At 70.2% G+C, this 15,676-nt stretch carries 11 protein-coding genes; 8 read left to right on the plus strand and 3 right to left on the minus strand.

The window, feature by feature from the left end:
- The first annotated feature begins 46 nt into the window (after positions 1-46).
- The 3 genes from ACZ7L6_RS17310 to ACZ7L6_RS17320 all read left to right on the plus strand — a co-directional run bounded on the left by ACZ7L6_RS17310 (position 47) and on the right by ACZ7L6_RS17320 (position 5,222).
- A complete protein-coding gene (locus tag ACZ7L6_RS17310; RefSeq protein WP_471924658.1) occupies positions 47-1,546 on the plus strand; it encodes a D-ribitol-5-phosphate cytidylyltransferase in 1,500 nt (499 codons plus the stop codon).
- A 149-nt stretch (positions 1,547-1,695) separates the two neighbouring features.
- Positions 1,696-3,750: a hypothetical protein gene (locus tag ACZ7L6_RS17315; protein WP_471925651.1), complete on the plus strand. Its 2,055-nt coding sequence runs from the start codon at positions 1,696-1,698 to the stop codon at positions 3,748-3,750.
- A 245-nt stretch (positions 3,751-3,995) separates the two neighbouring features.
- Positions 3,996-5,222 (plus strand): glycosyltransferase family 2 protein, encoded by a 1,227-nt coding sequence (locus tag ACZ7L6_RS17320; RefSeq protein WP_471924660.1) that lies wholly within the window; start codon positions 3,996-3,998, stop codon positions 5,220-5,222.
- Here the strand turns inward: ACZ7L6_RS17320 and ACZ7L6_RS17325 are convergent.
- On the minus strand, positions 5,191-7,263 hold the full coding sequence (locus ACZ7L6_RS17325) for a hypothetical protein (protein WP_471924662.1): 2,073 nt from the start codon (positions 7,261-7,263) through the stop codon (positions 5,191-5,193). The genes ACZ7L6_RS17320 and ACZ7L6_RS17325 overlap by 32 nt on opposite strands.
- 135 nt (positions 7,264-7,398) lie before the next feature.
- Positions 7,399-8,781, minus strand: coding sequence for a polysaccharide pyruvyl transferase family protein (locus ACZ7L6_RS17330; RefSeq protein ID WP_471924664.1), 1,383 nt, complete (start codon positions 8,779-8,781; stop codon positions 7,399-7,401).
- A 243-nt stretch (positions 8,782-9,024) separates the two neighbouring features.
- On the opposite strand from ACZ7L6_RS17330, the gene proB reads away from it, so the two are divergent.
- From proB to ACZ7L6_RS17355, 5 genes are all read left to right on the plus strand, one after another.
- Entirely contained in the window at positions 9,025-10,131 is a 1,107-nt protein-coding gene (gene proB, locus ACZ7L6_RS17335; RefSeq protein WP_471925653.1) for a glutamate 5-kinase, read from the plus strand.
- Positions 10,132-10,620: 489 nt separating this feature from the next.
- Entirely contained in the window at positions 10,621-11,058 is a 438-nt protein-coding gene (locus ACZ7L6_RS17340; RefSeq protein ID WP_433054438.1) for a hypothetical protein, read from the plus strand.
- Positions 11,059-11,139: 81 nt separating this feature from the next.
- Complete coding sequence (locus ACZ7L6_RS17345; RefSeq protein ID WP_471924666.1) at positions 11,140-12,426, plus strand: glutamate-5-semialdehyde dehydrogenase; 1,287 nt, start codon at positions 11,140-11,142, stop codon at positions 12,424-12,426.
- A gap of 177 nt (positions 12,427-12,603) precedes the next feature.
- A complete protein-coding gene (locus tag ACZ7L6_RS17350) occupies positions 12,604-13,179 on the plus strand; it encodes an SCO2584 family spore wall biosynthesis protein (protein WP_471924668.1) in 576 nt (191 codons plus the stop codon).
- Positions 13,180-13,300: 121 nt separating this feature from the next.
- Positions 13,301-14,374, plus strand: a complete 1,074-nt coding sequence (locus ACZ7L6_RS17355; RefSeq protein ID WP_471924669.1) for an SCO2583 family membrane protein — start codon at positions 13,301-13,303, stop codon at positions 14,372-14,374.
- A 164-nt stretch (positions 14,375-14,538) separates the two neighbouring features.
- On the opposite strand, the gene ACZ7L6_RS17360 is transcribed toward ACZ7L6_RS17355, so the two are convergent.
- Complete coding sequence (locus tag ACZ7L6_RS17360; protein WP_471924670.1) at positions 14,539-15,654, minus strand: M48 family metallopeptidase; 1,116 nt, start codon at positions 15,652-15,654, stop codon at positions 14,539-14,541.
- Positions 15,655-15,676 lie beyond the last annotated feature (22 nt).

Below are 15,676 nucleotides of genomic sequence, written 5' to 3' on the forward strand. Positions count from 1 at the left end.
AGTGGGACCATTTCCAAGTTCCCAGTCGCCACAAGGTAGGTCACCTGTGTCCCAGCACATAGCCAAGCCCCGTACCACCGCAGTGATCCTGGCCGGCGGTACCGGTCAGCGCGTGGGTCTGTCGATCCCCAAGCAGCTGCTGAAGATCGCCGGCAAGGCAGTCATCGAGCACACCCTGACCACCTTCGAGAAGGCCGACTCGATCGACGACGTCATCGTGCTGATGGCGCCCGGGTACGTGCCGGACATCGAGAAGATCGTCGCCAAGGCCGGGTTCACGAAGGTAAAGAAGATCATCGAGGGCGGCTCGACCCGTAACGAGACCACCGAGCGCGCCATCGCCGCCCTCGGCGAGGGCCTGGCCGAGGGCGAGGACCTCAACGTCCTGTTCCACGACGCCGTACGCCCCCTGCTGTCGCAGCGCGTCATCGACGACTGCGTCGTGGCGCTGGAGCGCTACCAGGCCGTCGACGTCGCCATCCCGTCCGCGGACACCATCATCGTGACCCGCACCCACGGCGAGGACGGCGAGTTCATCACCGAGATCCCGGACCGCTCCCGCCTGCGCCGCGGCCAGACCCCGCAGGCCTTCAAGCTGTCCACGATCAAGCGGGCCTACCAGGTCGCCGCCGGTGACCCCAACTTCCAGGCCACGGACGACTGCTCCGTCGTGCTCAAGTACCTGCCGGACGTGCCGATCCACGTCGTCGCGGGTGACGAGTACAACATGAAGGTCACCCAGCCCGTCGACGTCTTCATCGCCGACAAGCTCTTCCAGCTGGCCTCCACCGCCGCTCCCGAGCAGGTCAGCGAGGAGGCGTACCGCCAGCTCCTGACCGGCAAGACGATCGTCGTCTTCGGCGGCTCCTACGGCATCGGCAAGGACATCGCCGAACTCGCCGAGTCCTACGGCGCCACGGTGTACGCGCTCGGCCGCTCCACCACCGGTACGCACGTCGAGAACCCGGAGGAGGTCGACGACGCGCTGTCCAAGGCGTACGCCGAGACCGGGCGCATCGACTACGTCGTCAACACCGCGGGCGTGCTGCGCATCGGCAAGCTCGCCGAGACCGACAACGCCACCATCGAGGAGGCGCTGAAGGTCAACTACCTCGCCCCGGTGCAGATCGCGCGCTCCTCGTACAAGTACCTCGCCGAGACCAAGGGCCAGTTGCTGCTGTACACCTCCAGCAGCTACACCCGCGGCCGCGCCGAGTACAGCCTCTACTCCTCGACCAAGGCCGCCATGGTGAACCTCACCCAGGCCCTGTCCGACGAGTGGGCCGGCGACGGCATCCGCGTCAACTGCATCAACCCGGAGCGCACCGCCACGCCGATGCGCACCAAGGCCTTCGGTCAGGAGCCCGCGGGCAGCCTGCTCTCCTCCGAGGCCGTGGCCCGCACCTCGCTCGACGTGCTGCTGTCCGAGCTGACCGGTCATGTCATCGACGTCCGCCAGCAGGACCCGACGGCGGCCGCAGGCAAGGCGTCCGGCTTCGAGCAGGCGCTGGCCAGTGTTCTGGACCGCCAGGACGGCATGGCATAATCACGAGTCAATAGCCTTATGGAATTCAGGCCTCTGCGATTCTTCGTTCAAGAAGAATTCACAGGGGCCTGAGTCCTTCCCCCTCCAGACCGGCCCCTCCCCCCCAGAGCAGGTTCTCCGTGATATCCACCGCTATACGCGTCGCCCGGGTGGGCAGCGCGGCCGAGCTGGCCGCGGCGGCCTTCATGATGCTGGGCTTCCCGGCACTCATGCTGGCCGCGCTCGTCCCGAGCGTTCCCGCCTTCGCGGCCGCGGCCGCCGTGACGTACCTGGCGGACCACTATCTGCACCGCAAGGGCAGCTACCTGGTCAACCGCCTGAGCAAGGTGCGCGCCGGCCTGTCGATCCGGTTCCTGATCAGACAGCTCCTGCTGATCCTGCTGCTGGCCCGGCTCGGCCTCGCGGACGACCTGATCTACTACGGCGCGATCGCCTGCTTCATCGCCTTCTACGGCCTCCAGGCCCCGCACGGCGCGCTGGTCACCCTGATCCGCAACCGCCGCCGCATGCCGGTCGCCACCCGCAACGTCGACCTCGCCTCGCGCATCCGCATCCCGGACGCCCCGCCGCGCGGGCTGCTGCACCGCTCCGCCGAGAAGATGCTGCACCTCGACCTCGCCGCTGTCGCGGGCATCCTCGTCTCGGCCGCGCTGGAGTCGGCCGTGGCCGGTTTCGTCGGCATCGGTGTCACGGTGGGCCTGGGCTGCCTGTATGTACTGGCGCTCGTCCCGTACGTCCGCGGCGCGAAGATCCCGCCGAACGCGGAGACCGTCCTGGCCGCCGTCGACGACTGGCTGCGCGAGTACCGGCCGGAGACGGTGCTGTACTTCTCCGGCTCCAAGGACTCCGCCTACCAGGTCAACATGTGGCTGGAGACCATGGAGCAGCTGGACTCCAAGCCGCTGATCATCCTGCGTGAGCGGGTCATCCTGAACAACCTGGCGCCCACCACGGTCCCCGTCATCTGCGTGCCCGGAGGGGTGCACCTGATGAATCTGGACCTGTCCAACGTGCGCGTCGCGCTGTACGCGGCGAACGTCGGCAAGAACATCCACCTGCTGCGCGTCCCCACCATGAAGCACGTCTTCATCGGCCACGGCGACAGCGACAAGCTGGCCAGCGTCAACCCGTACAGCAAGGTCTACGACGAGGTGTGGACCGCCGGCCGCGCGGGCCGCGACCGCTACGCCATAGCCGACGTCGGCGTGCGCGACGAGGACATCGTCGAGGTCGGTCGCCCGCAGCTGGCACCGATCCAGGGCTGGAACGGCGTCCCCGAGGGCCGGGTCCCGACCGTGCTGTACGCGCCGACCTGGGAGGGCTGGGACGGCAACCCGGGCAACACCTCCATCGTGCTGGCCGGCGAGAACATCGTGACGAAGCTGGTGAAGGCCGACCCGCCGGTCCGCGTCCTGTACAAGCCGCACCCCTTCACCGGCACTGTCAGCAAGGAGGCCGGCGCCGCGCACAAGCGGATCACCGCCCTGGTCGAGCAGGCCGCCGCCGAGCGCGCCACCGACCCGCGCTTCACGGCCGACACCGCCGCGCAGGCCGCCGCCAAGGCCGAGCTCGCCCGTATCGAGGCCCGCCTCGCCGAGCTGTCCGGCAAGAGCAAGGGCGGCAAGGCCGGCAGTGCGGGCGACGAGGCCGAGGCCAGCCGCGACGGCCTGGTCGACCTCGCCAAGCACGAGGAGATCGCCCGGCTGCGCGCCGAGTGGAACGACGCCTACTGGCGTTCCTTCCCCAGCCACGAGCACCGCGTCATCACGGGCGCCGAGCCGCGCCTGTACGACTGCTTCAACGTCTCCGACGCGATGGTCTCCGACATCTCCAGCGTGGTCTCCGACTTCATCGCGAGCGGCAAGCCCTACGCCGTCACCGACTCCGCCGAGCTGGGTGTGGAGGAGTTCAAGCGCCAGAACACGGCCGTGCGCGCCGCGACCATCCTGTCCAACAGCGCGGCCGAGCTCGGCCAGCTGCTGGACGCCGTGCGCGACCCGTCCGCCGACCCGCTGGCCGAGGACCGGGGGGAGCTCAAGCGGTACCTGCTCGGCCCGGACGAGCCGACCTCCATCGAGCAGTTCAACACCGCGGTGGCGAACCTCGCGATCAAGGCCGAGACGCGCAATGTCGGCCAGGAGTCACGGACGGCGGCCGTACCCGAGCAGCGGGTGTCGGTGGCCGAGGACGATGTGACGGCCTGACCCGCGACCCCGAAGGCGCGGTCCCCGAGGAGCAACTCCTCGGGGACCGCGCCTTTTTTGGAGTTGGCCGTATCGCTTCTGGCGAGCCTCTTACGTTTCCCGAATAGCGTGACTGCATGTCAGGTTCACGCTGTGATCTGACTCACCAAAGCACGCCTGTGAGGCAACCGCTTGCAACGCCCAGCCGTCTACCAGGTAGCGAATGAGGCGATACGGGGGAAATATCCCGTTGACAAGGGGGAAACGTGACCGTCACGCAGCCTGATGTGACTGTGATCATCGGGGCGTACGAAGCGATGCCGTACCTGGTCGAGTGCCTGGCGTCCGTCGAGGCACAGACCATCGACCCGGAGCGCATCGAGGTCATCGCCGTCGACGACGGTTCGACGGACGGCACGGGGGAGTGCCTGGAGGAGTTCGCGGCCCGCGTGCCGATGCCGGTGACCGTGATCCGGCAGCAGAACTCCGGGGGCCCCAGCGGCCCGCGCAACGTCGGTCTGGGCAAGGCGACCGGGCGTTACGTCTTCTTCCTGGACGCCGACGACCGGCTGGGCCCCGAGGCCCTGGAGCGCATGGTCGCGATGGCCGACAAGAACGGCACCGACGTCGTCCTCGGCCGGGTCGAGGGCGTCAACCGCACCGCGCCCAAGTCGATGTGGGGCAAGACGCTGGACCGGACCGACGTCTTCTCCTCCAACATCAAGTTCACGCTGAGCGCGCAGAAGCTCTTCCGCCGGGAGTTGCTGACCCGGCACGACATGCGCTTCGACGAGTCCCTGTGGACCGGCGAGGACGCGCTGTTCACGATGGAGGCCTATCTGCGGGCGAACGGCGTCTCCGTGATCGCCGACTACACCTGCTACTACCTGGTGGGCCGCGACGACGGCAAGCACGTGACGAAGAGCGGCGGTTACACCCTGCGCTTCGACTCCGCGCGCGCCCTGATGAACCTGATCGCCGAGCACGTACCCGCGGGCGACCGGCGCGACCTGCTCATGATCCGCCCCTTCCTGATCACCCTGCTGCCGCAGTTCGGCCCCAAGTACGCCAAGGACAGCGATAAGGTCAGGCAGCACAAGCTCGAACTGGCGAGGCCCCTCATGGACGCCTACTGGACGCCGGGCATCGCCCGCCGCCTCAAGGTCGAGGAACGCCTGCGGCTGCACCTGGTCGCCGAGCAGCGCCCCGACCTCCTGCTGCCGGTCGTGGAGTTCGTCAAGGCCAAGAAGCAGGCGGCGGCCCTCCTGGAGAAGAAGGGCCGCCGTGTCTACCTCGCCTACCCGTACTTCCGGGACGTGGCGGCGGGGATACCCGACTCGGTGTACCTCGCCGAACCCCGCGAGGCCCGCGCCTTCCCCGGGTACCGGGAGGGCGGCAAAGACTCGTTCCTGCGGCGGGCGGTGCGCAAGGCGCGCCGGATGCTGAAGGCCTCCGGCGGGCCTACGCCGGGCGGGCGGGCTGCTGCGGCGTGACGGACCGCCGCTGGTCGGGGACCTCCGCGGCCCGCTGCGCAGCGGCTGCCGGATGCAGCTCAGCCGCCAGCCGCTCCTCCATCCGCTCCCGGTGCTCCACGGCGGCCGAACACAGCGCCCGTACGGCCCCGTTGAAGCGCTCCTGCGACGTCGGCTCGTCCGGCCCCAGCAGGTGGCGCTTCAACTCCGCCCGCGCCTCGACCAGTTCGTCCTTCTCGGGGTTCCGCACCGCGTCCAGCAGCTCCGGCACTCCGGCCGCGTCCGGCGTCAGCACGGTCGCCGCGCGCACGGTCGGGAAGGCCTTGCGGAACACGTCCTCCGCCAGGCCGCTGGTGTTCGCCACGGCATACGGCTTCCCGCTCGCCAGGAAGTCGCTGATCACGCTCGACACATCGCTGATGAGCAGGTCCGCCTGGTTGAAGCAGGCGTACAGCGCGGGCCGGACATCCGTGACGACCTGGTGCTCCCACTCCGGCAGCGACGCCCAGTACGCCTCCTCCCAGGCCGCCGTCGCCCGCCCCACCGCCTCCGCCCGCCCCGGCTCCGGGGCCGACTGGAACAGCATCCGCTCCAGCTGATCGGCGGCCGCCCGGACGGTCGTCGTGGTGAGGCGGTCCAACTCCTGCGTCCGCAGGGCGAGTTCCCCGGTGTCGCGCGGCCGCTCGCCCGTCCGCTCCCGGTTCGCCGCCCTGATCAGCTCACGGATGCGCAGATCGGCCGCGCCCGCCCGCGGATCCACCGACCCCGTCAGCGGATGCGGCTTGTACAGCAGCCGTACGCCGGGGTCCGCGAGCAGCGCCCGTACGAGGTTCTCGCCGGCCTCGATGACGGAGGTGTTGCCGGGATTGCCGTCCCAGCCCTCCCAGGTCGGCGCGTACAGGACGGTGGTGTACGCACCCGTCGGCGGGCCCGCGTACGGGCGTACGGCCTCCAGCTGCGGCCGCCCGATCTCCACCACGTCCTTGTCCTCGACCCCGACCTCGGCCTGCGCATACCGCTCACGCGCCGCCGGACCGGCCACCCACACCTCGTCGTAGGCCTTCGCGTACGGGTTGCAGGACGACAGCTTGTCGCTCTCGCCGTGGTTGACGAAGGTGTGCTTGAGCGTGGGGATGCGCAGGACCTGGGAGGTCTTGCCGGAGTTCGAGGGGTGGATGAGGACCTGGAGCGTGGACTGCTCCAGGTGCATCAGCGTCGAGACCTTCGGCAGGCACAGGATCGGGACGTCGGTCGGCGCGATCTTCTGCACCATGAACCGCTCGCGCAGCACGATCAGCGGACGCCCGTCCAGCTTCGCGAGCGGCTCCAGCCACATGTTCGCCTGGTACGCCGAGGACGCGCCGCCGGAGAAGTACAGGCCGACCGTCGGCCGGTACTCGGCCAGCCACGCGTCGAGCCACTTCAGCACCTCCTGCTCGCCGGCCGGGCGACGGCTCGGCAGCAGCCGTACGACAAGGTCGTTCAGGCCCAGCAGGGCGAGCCCGAGGGACAGGGCGATGCCGAGGGCCGCGCAGCGGGGGTCGTCGGTGGCCGCCGTGGTCAGCAGGCCCGCCGTGGCCGGGAGGCCGAAGGCCGGCAGGCGGTCGGCGGGGCGGCGCAGCAGGACGGGCGGGGCGGGGGACAGGCGCAGCGCGGAGGCGTCGATGTTGCGGGTGACCACCGGCAGGGTGCGGGTGCGGCGGACCAGCACCGAGACCGCCTGGATCGCGCAGTGCAGGGCGTAGAAGGCGAGCAGGCCCGCGACGAGCGGGGTGTACAGCGTCTCCCGGTGCTGCTCGCCGAGCCGCAGCAGCGCCACGACCAGCAGCAGGTCACGCAGCACATGGCGCACGGTGATGTCCGCGTGCGACTTGGCGAACACCGACAGCATGCCCCGGTGCCAGCGGTACAGCACGCCCTCGACGGCCAGGGACACGGCCGTCGCGGCGAGCAGCAGCGGGACGTGCGGGCTCAGCGCACCCACGGCCTGGCCGCAGAAGGCTGCGACCAGGAGAGCCGTGACGAGGGCTCTCGCCGGGATGCGGGACAGGGGTGTGGGCAACTGCGGTCACTCCAAGGTCGCGGCGGGACGTTGTGCGTCCGGGTTAACGCGCGGCTGCCTCCAGACGACACGCACGTGTCCTGAGGGCATGGAGTGACCGCAGGCGGGGCCTTGCGCCCCGCTACCGCTTTGCCGCTACTGCCGTCCCGACTGCAGCGCCCGGCGGAGCGGGCGGCCCACCACACGGCGCGCGCGCCGGTACACGGACGCCGCCGGGAGCGCCGTGCCCGACTTGGTGGCGCGGGCCAGTTCGCGTCTCAACCGGTCGTTGTCCGCGCCGAGTTCCGTGATACGGCTCTGCAGCCAGCCGAACCGGGTGGTGAGGGAGGCGAGATCGGCGTCGTTCCAGGGGCGGATGCCCGCCGGGAAGGACAGCGACCGCATGCGCTGCTCGAAGGCCTGGCCACCGTCGCCGTGCGTGAACGTGTTCTCCAGGCCGTTCCTGTCCAGGAACGCCGTGAACCGCTCGAACCGCTCCTGGTGACCGCTCATCAGCGCACCGAAGTCGGCCTCCTCGTACAGCGACGCCGGGTCCAGGTCCTCGGGCAGCTTGTCGATCCGGCGGTGCGGGATGCCGAAGTAGCGGCACAGCTCCAGCGTCCGCGAGTCACCGCACAGCACGGTCGCCGGGGTGCCCGCGAGCAGGGCCGCGATGTTGCCGTGGATGCGGGAGCCGAAGGAGAAGTCGAAGGTGCGCAGGTCGTCGATCCAGGTGACCGGGTCGACGTAGACGCGGACCTTGTCCTCCCGGTACATCGGGTGGTCGGGATGCGTCGGCATCGCCGTGACCAGCGCGTTCGGGTCGGACAGGTCCCGCCAGTGCAACTGCCGTGCGTCGCTGAGGTTCTGGCCGATGAAGCGCAGGTGGGGATAGCGGGCGTGGGCGGCGGCGATGACGCGGTCCAAGCCCTGGGACTTCACCGCGCTGTGCGAGCCGTTGACCGCGATACGGGAGCCGGCGGTGAGGGCGGGCTCCCGCTTGGTGACGGTGAGGTCCTTGCCGTACAGGAACAGCGACGGGCAGCCGATGACCTCGACGTCCCGGAACCCCAGGTCCCTGACGTACTTCTCGGTGAACTCGCCCCGGACCCCGATCGAGGCGCTGCGGTCGAGCACCGCGGAGACGAACTCGCGCACCGCGGGCTCGATGCCCTTCAGCCGCCCCGCGTTGTAGCCGAGCCCGGCCTGCGCGCCGACCCCCACGACGACCACCGGGATCTTCAACTTGGTGATCAGCCGCGTCAACCGCTTCAGCTGTGCCTCGAACGACGGCCGGAACGCGTTGGCGAGCGGCACGACGAAGGCGTCGTACTCCTCGTTGATCCGGCCCGCCGCCGAGACATCGGTGCGGATGCCGTTCGAGACGACCTCGGTGTGCGGTGTCTCGAGGATCTTGTGGGTGGCGTCGCTGAAGATCAGGTTGCCGGAGTTGGTGGCGATGACGTCCCGGTGGAGCGCCTCCTCGACGGAGACGACGTCGTAGGGGCTCTTTCCCGAGCGGAGGAGGATGCGCTTCACGCGGGCGGCAGGATGAGCATGGTGTGACACAGCGTTCAAATTATGTTTGCGTGGCCTTTGTTTTCTATAGGCAACCAACACAACCTTTTTGCCGTATGCGAAGCGTGAGCAAACTGCTACGCCCTGCCCGTCCGGAGGCTGGAATGCCCGCGCGCCGCCCGAGCCGCTTCGCGTAGATTGCCGGACAGGGGAACCGGACGCGCGCGAGGGGAAAGAACACAGGTGGCAGGGGCAAGGCAGGCCGTGGGTGAGGCCCGCAGGATCGTCGTCAAAGTGGGGTCCTCGTCGCTGACCACCGCGTCGGGCGGCCTGGACGCCGACCGGGTGGACGCGCTCGTCGACGTCCTCGCCAAGAGCCGCAGTGGCGGGGAGAAGGAGATCGTCCTCGTCTCCTCGGGCGCCATCGCGGCCGGTCTCGCGCCGCTGGGCCTGCGCCGGCGCCCCAAGGACCTGGCCCGCCAGCAGGCCGCCGCGAGCGTCGGCCAGGGTCTGCTCGTCGCCCGCTACACGGCCTCGTTCGCCCGCTACGGCGTCCGTGTCGGGCAGGTGCTGCTGACCAGCGACGACATGAGCCGCCGCGCCCACCACCGCAACGCCTCGCGCACCCTCGACAAGCTCCTCGCGATGGGCGCGTTCCCCATCGTCAACGAGAACGACACCGTCGCCACGGACGAGATCCGCTTCGGCGACAACGACCGGCTCGCCGCGCTGGTGGCGCATCTGGTGCGGGCCGACCTGCTGGTGCTGCTGTCCGACGTGGACGGCGTGTACGACGGCGACCCGAGCAAGCCCGGGACCTCGCGGATAGCGGAGGTGCGGGGGCCGTCCGACCTGGCGGGGATCGAGATCGGCAGCGCGGGCAAGGCCGGCGTCGGCACCGGCGGCATGGTCACCAAGGTCGAGGCGGCCCGGATCGCGGCCGCCGCCGGTATCCCGGTCGTCCTCACCAGCGCGATCCACGCCGCCGAGGCCCTCTCCGGCGGCGACACCGGCACCTACTTCCACGCCACCGGCAAGCGCTCCGCCGACCGGCTGCTGTGGCTGCAGCACGCCTCCACCCCGCAGGGCTCGCTGACGCTGGACGACGGCGCCGTACGTGCGGTCGTCGAACGCCGCAAGTCCCTGCTGCCGGCCGGAATCGCCGCCGTCGAGGGCGAGTTCAGCGCCGGCGACCCGGTCGAGCTGCGCGACAGCCGGGGTCACGCGGTCGCACGCGGCCTCGTCAACTTCGACGCCAAGGAGATCCCGCAGCTGCTCGGGCGGTCGACGCGGGAGCTGGCTCGGGAGCTGGGGGCGGAGTACGAGCGGGAGGTCGTGCATCGGGACGACCTGGTGATTCTGCATCCGTGAGTGTCGGCTGGGGTCCGCCTCCGCATTCGTGACTGCCGAGCGCGGGCCGTCTCGCTTCCGGTCGAAAACAGGGGGACGCCCCGCTGTAGAAGTCACCCCGAGGTGGACGTTCCGCGCTGCATTGCCCCGGGGGGCAATCCCCGGACCCCCGGCCGAAAACAGGGGGAACGCCCCGCTGCAGAAGTCACCCCGAGGTGGACGTTCCGCGCTGCATTGCCCCGGGGGACAACCCCCGGACCCCCGGCCGAAAGCAGGGGGAACGCCCCGCTGCAGAAGTCACCCCGAGGTGGACGTTCCGCGCTGCATTGCCCCGGGGGACAACCCCCGGACCCCCGGCCGAAAACAGGGGGAACGCCCCGCTGCAGAAGTCACCCCGAGGTGGACGTTCCGCAAAACCGCCCCGCGATCCCTTGCGGCCTGCTCAACTTTGTCTCAGGGACACATTCCGCACTGCTCGACTCTTGCGTGAAGGAGGCCGTCGTGAGACGAGTGCGCCCTGGGGCGGCGGCGTCCCGCACGGTCGGTGAGGCGGCGCGCGCCTTGACGAGCGTCGCGGCCGGCGACCGGTACGAGGAGCCCGAGGACCTGCCCCGCCTGTGGCACGTCACCCTCAGCGTCTCCGGTCAGGAGGCCCCGCTGAAGGACGTACGGCGCGGCCTGGAACAGCTCGCCCACGACCACCCCTTTCTGCTGACCAGCAGATACGCCAACGACCACGCCGAGATCCGCTACTGGGAAGAGGCCCGCGACCTGCACGACGCGGCCGCCGTCGCCCTGCGCCTGTGGGGCGAGCACCGGCAGACCGCCAAGCTGCCGCCCTGGGAGATCGTCGGCTTGGAGGTCATCGACCGCGAGACGTATCACCAGCGGATCGCGGAGGGATACGGGCCGCTGCCTGCGACCCCGGTGGGCGTCCACCCCTTTTGAGCGTCTTGAGCGGCCTGTGCGCTTGTCTCGGGGTTTGGGATGCGCAATGAACCGGGCCGCGTCGCGCACTAACCTTTTCTCATGACCACGCTCTCTCCGTACGACTCCATGACCCCGGTCACCCAGGCCGCCTACCGCGCCAAGGCCGCCGCCGCCGACCTCGCCCCGTTGCCGCGGGCCGAGAAGGACGACGCGCTGCTCGCCATCGCGGACGCCCTGGAGGTCCGTACGAGCGAGATCGTCGAGGCCAACGCCAAGGACATCGCCAAGGCCCGCGAGGCCGGCACCAGCGAGGCGATCATCGACCGGCTGACGCTGACGCCGGAGCGCGTGCGGGCCATCGCCGCCGACGTGCGGGACGTCGTCGCGCTGCCCGACCCGGTCGGCGAGGTCGTCCGCGGTTCCACGCTGCCCAACGGCATCGACCTGCGCCAGGTCCGCGTCCCGCTGGGCGTCGTCGGGATCATCTACGAGGCCCGGCCGAACGTCACCGTGGACGCCGCCGCCCTCTGCCTGAAGTCCGGCAACGCCGTGCTGCTGCGCGGCTCGGCCTCGGCGTACGAGTCCAACACCGCCCTCGTCCGGGTGATCCGTGACGCCGTGGGCGGGGCCGGGCTGCCCGCCGACGCCGTGCAGCTGGTGCCCGGAGAGAGCCGCGAGAGCGTGCGCGAGCTGATGCGCGCCCGCGGCCTGGTCGACGTGCTGATCCCGCGCGGCGGCGCCTCGCTGATCCAGACCGTTGTGTCGGAGTCGATCGTCCCCGTCATCGAGACCGGCACCGGCAACTGCCATGTCTACGTCGACGCCCACGCCGACCTCGACATGGCCATCGACATCCTGATCAACTCCAAGGCCCAGCGCGTCAGCGTCTGCAACGCCGCCGAGACCCTCCTCGTCCACCAGGACATCGCCCCCGAGTTCCTGCCGCGCGCCCTGGACGCCCTCGCGGAGGCCGGCGTGACCGTGCACGCGGACGAGAGGGTCCTGGCGTACGCCAAGGACTCCAAGGCGACCGTCGTCGAGGCCACGGCGGAGGACTGGGAGACCGAGTACCTGTCGTACGACATCGCCGCCGCGGTCGTGGACTCGCTGGACAAGGCCGTCGAGCACATCCGGCTGTGGACCTCCGGCCACACCGAGGCCATCGTCACCACCTCGCAGCAGGCCGCCCGCCGCTTCACCCAGCTGGTCGACTCCACGACGGTCGCGGTGAACGCCTCCACGCGCTTCACGGACGGCGGCCAGTTCGGCTTCGGCGCGGAGATCGGCATCTCCACGCAGAAGCTGCACGCCCGCGGGCCGATGGGCCTGCCGGAGCTGACCAGCACGAAGTACATCGTCACCGGCGACGGGCACGTACGCCGCTGACGTTCTCGCCGCGCGGGGGCGCGTCGGAGGGCTGGGCGGCGCAGAGCGCGCGGCCAGGGCATATGCGCCCGACACACGCCCCCGGGCCGCTCCCGTGCAGCACGACAGGCGTCTCACAAGGCGGATGAATTTCCCTGCCGTCTGCCCAAATTGACCCCCCAGGACTACTCTGGAGCCGTGCCGGAGGACGTGGGGGGCACGCCGTTCCCTGACGGCTGGGAGCCCGACGACGACCACGACCGCGGGGTGTCGGACGAAGAGTTCGCCTCCGTGGTCTTCGACGAGGCCTTCGTACAGGCGGCCGTGGTGCACGAGCCGACCGCCGTCGAACGCCTCCTCGCCGCCGCCCAGGCGAGAGCAGAGGCCTCCGAGGCGGAAGCGCGCCGCGCACACGGCCGGGGCGAGCGGTACGACGACGGGTACGGCCCCGACGACCACACCGGTTTCGGCCATGATCCGGAGTTCGACGATCTGGACGACACGGACATCCTCGAGGGCCGTTACGGCGCCCCGGGGATGTACGGCAAGCAGGTCCGCTGGCACCGTCCCGTCGCCTGGGTGCTCGCGCTCGTGATGGGCATCGGCATGGTCGCGCTGGCCTTCACCGCGGTCTACCGCGGCGCCTCCTCCGGCAGCCGGGACCAGGTCCCGCCACCCGCGTCCACCGGGCTGGAACAAGGCAGCGGAGCGGCTCCCTCCGCCTCCGCCGACTACTCGCCGCCGGCCGTCTCGGCCACCCCGCGCACGCCCTGAACGGACCTGATCAGGGGCCTGAGCATGGCCGAGAGCTGCCCGACCGACCTGGTGAGAACCTGTCAGAACTTGTCGTGTACCAGGGCGTTTACCTGAGCTCCCCGCGACCTACTCTGAAGATATGGGAGGGCCTGGCGACCCACCCGAGGGGGCACCCGAGAGCGGCCCCGGAGGTGGCGAGGACGAGTACCGATCCGTCGTCTTCGACGAGTCGTTCGTCCGTGCTGCCCGCCTTCAGGAGTTCTCCGCGCAGGAACGCCTGGCCGACCACGCGCCCGCTGTGCGCCGCCGCCCACCACTGCGCCGGGGGCTGTCCCGGCAGGCGCTGATCCTCGTCCTTTTGATCGCCGTGGCCTTCGGTACGGCGATCTATATGGGTGTACGGCATCCCTACCAGAACCCCGCCGCTTCCGGACCGCCCGCCGAGCCCCTGCGGATGACCGTCATCCCGCTTGCCCCGGAGGGCAGGGTGCCCGGGACGACCGACACCGACCATCTGTACGCGCAGAGCCCCGCCGCGCAGTTCCGCATCGGAGCGGAGGGCATACCGCTGCCGGCCGCGCGGCGTACCGCGCACTTCTCGGACAGTCAGGTGACGAGTGCGCTGAGCATCGCCAAGGACTACATCGTGCGGTCCGCGCTGTATCCCGAGGTGCTCACCGGTAGCCAGGTCCGGCCGGTGCGGGTGCTGCTCGACCCCGATCAACTGGACCAGTTCGACCAGAGCTTCAGGCTGCCGGCCGCGGACGGGCGGCATGCGCCGACCGGGTGGCTGGTTCGCTTCGACCCCGCGCAGGCCGAGCTGGCCGATCGCCGGATCCGGGTGCAGGGCACGCTGCAGGCCGCCGAGACGGACTCCTCCACCCTCGAGGTCACCGCGGACCACACGTTCGTGTACGCCCTGCGGGCCGCCCACGCGGAGAAGACCGCCGAGGCGTCGCTGTTCACCGTCCGGCGTGAGCTGCACTTCCGGTTCGACCGGGAGGATCTGCGGCTGCACCAGACGCAGCTGGTGGTGTCCTACGTCCAGGCCGGGCCGCTGTCCTGCGCCGAGGACTCGACGAACCGGCTGCATCCGCTGCTGGCGGGGCAGACGGCCAAGGAGGGCGGACCGGCCGGGACCGACCCCTACGCCACGGGCGGGGCGACGGCGCTGTGCGGGTCGCTGGCCGCTGGGTCTCAGCCGAAGGTGTGAGCCGGTGGGTTTTCGCCCCCGCCGCCCTACCCGTCCCGTCCCTGGGGGCTGCGCCCCCAGACCCCCGCTTCGGCCCTGAAGGGGTCTTGTCCTCAAACGCCGGACGGGCTGAAAAACCTAGGGGCGGCGGGGGCGAGGAACGTACGCCGGACGCAGCCCAGACGTCAGCTCTTGTCCCCACCGTCACCCGGCGTGTCGTCGTCCCGGCGCGGCTCCTCCCTGGGGGCCGTACCCGTGAAGCCGCCGAAACCGCGCCGTACCCGGCCGCCCAGGTCGCCCGCGCCGCCGGCGATGTCCGTGACCAGCTTCATCAGGGGGTCCTTGGAGGACTTCACGTGGTTGGCGTAATGGGACGCCGACTCGCGGAAGGAGTCGGTGACCGAGGTGTCCTTGTCCTCGGTGCGGCGCGGGTAGTGGCCGTCCATGATCCGCTGGTGGTCGCGGGACTCGGCCCACTTCTTCAGCTCGGCTGCGCGGACCGTGGTGAAGGGGTGGGAGCGGGGCAGGACGTTCAGGATCTTCAGGACCGAGTCGCGCAGGTCGCCACCCGCCTCGTACTCCTCGGCCTGCTTCAGGAACGCGTCCACGTTCATCTGGTGCAGATGGTGCCCGCCCGCCAGCTTCATCAGGCCGCGCATCGAGGCCTGAATGTCCTGGCCGACGAGCAGCCCGGCCCGGTCGGCGGAGAGCTCCGACTTGCGGAACCACTCCCGCAGCGCCGTCACGATCGCCATGATCGCGAGGTTGCCCAGCGGGATCCAGGCTACCCGGACGGCGAGGCTGGTGAGGAAGAGGAGGATCGTGCGGTACACCGAGTGGCCGGAGAGGGCGTGGCCCACCTCGTGGCCGATCACCGCCCGCATCTCCTCCTCGTCGAGCAGTTCCACCAGGCCCGTCGTGACCACGATGATCGGCTCGTCCAGGCCGATGCACATCGCGTTCGGCACCGGGTCCTGGTTGACGTACATCGGCGGGACCTTCTCCAGGTCCAGGATGTAACAGGCGTCCCGCAGCATGTCGTTGAGGTGCGCGAACTGCTCGTCCGACACCCGCACGGAGTCCGACAGGAACAGCAGCCGCAGGCTGCGCTCGGGCAGCAGGCCGCTGAGGGCCTTGAAGACCGTGTCGAAGCCGCTGAGCTTGCGCAGGGCCACCAGGGCCGAGCGGTCCGCCGGGTGTTCGTACGCACGCGAGGAGATCCCCGGGAAACGCCTGCGCTGCCTGCTCGGTACGTTCTCGTGCCCGTTGTGCTCGTGGCCGTCGGACATGTCTTCCCCCATGTGCGTGTGGATGGCCCTGTGT

This window comes from Streptomyces sp. NPDC107522 (assembly GCF_055657525.1).